We start from the raw sequence: 1,250 nt of genomic DNA, 5'->3' as shown, positions 1-1,250 counted from the left end.
CTAAGTATTTAGGACGTGTCATTCGTGGCGTAAATCCAAATGCTGAAACACCATTATGGATGGCAGAGAAACTTCGTCGTTGTGGTCTCCGTAGCATTGAACCCGCTGTTGATGTAACAAATTACATTTTGCTTGAGCTGGGTCAACCTATGCACGCATTCGATTTGAATACATTGAATGGTTCAATCGACGTACGTTTCGCCAAAGCTGGTGAAAAGTTAACGCTCCTAGATGGCCAAGAAGCAGAACTCAGAGATGATACTTTGGTGATTGCTGATGAGAAAGGACCTCTTGCGATGGCTGGCATTATGGGCGGTCAAGACACTGGCGTGACCTCGAAGACTCAAGATGTTTTTCTTGAGTGTGCGTTTTTCTCTCCTTTGGCTATTGCTGGCAAAGCGCGTTCATATGGTCTTCATACTGATTCTTCGCATCGTTATGAGCGAGGTGTCGACCATGAATTGCAACGTACTGCTATGGAACGTGCGACAGAATTACTGCTCCAGATTATGGGCGGCGAAGCTGGTCCAGTTGTTGATACTTCAGATACAGCTAATTTGCCTGAAAAGAGAACGGTACGGTTACGCGCCGAGAAACTTGAGTCTCTGCTAGGTATTTCTATTCCGAGTGATGAGGTTGTAGACATTCTTACTCGCTTAGGTTTGGAGCTTCTTTCAAGTGACGACGTATCGTGGGAGTTTGCGATTCCATCCTATCGTTTCGATATTTCCATCGAGCCAGATTTGGTTGAAGAGGTAGGTCGAATTTATGGTTATAACAATCTTCCTAAAACGACCACTCAAGGCGGATTAAATCTAGTTGCTGATGATGAAGCGACCACGCCTTATCACGTCCTTGAAGATAAGTTGGTAAGTCTCGGTTATCAGGAGGCAATAACGTACAGCTTTGTTGAGCAAACGCAGCAAGATGCATTGGCTCCGAATGAAACGGCAATTCCTTTAGCAAACCCAATCTCGACAGATATGGGCGTAATGCGCACTTCGCTCTGGACTGGTCTACTGAATGCCGCTTCATATAATCAGAAGCGTCAACAATCACGAATTAAGTTCTTCGAAACCGGACTCAAGTTTATTGATGTCGATGGTGAGATTGTTCAAACGCGAATGCTCTCGGGCGTTGTCGTCGGAAATGTCGCTGAAGAAAACTGGTGTAACGAAAAACGTGTTGTTGATTTTTATGATGTGAAAGCTGATTTAGAGGCACTACTCTTTAGTATTGATAAATCAGTC

The 1,250-nt window shown here is 44.5% G+C and carries 1 protein-coding gene; it reads left to right on the top strand.

Annotation, left to right across the window (positions count from 1 at the left end; translation table 11 throughout):
- Nucleotides 1–1,250: phenylalanine--tRNA ligase subunit beta (pheT, locus tag A3738_RS09000; RefSeq protein ID WP_068763547.1), on the top strand; the 1,250-nt coding region annotated here is incomplete at both ends.

This window comes from Oleiphilus sp. HI0066, assembly GCF_001635725.1.
The sequence above is the reverse complement of the archived record's forward strand: the minus strand, read 5'-3'. Positions and strand labels throughout refer to the sequence as shown.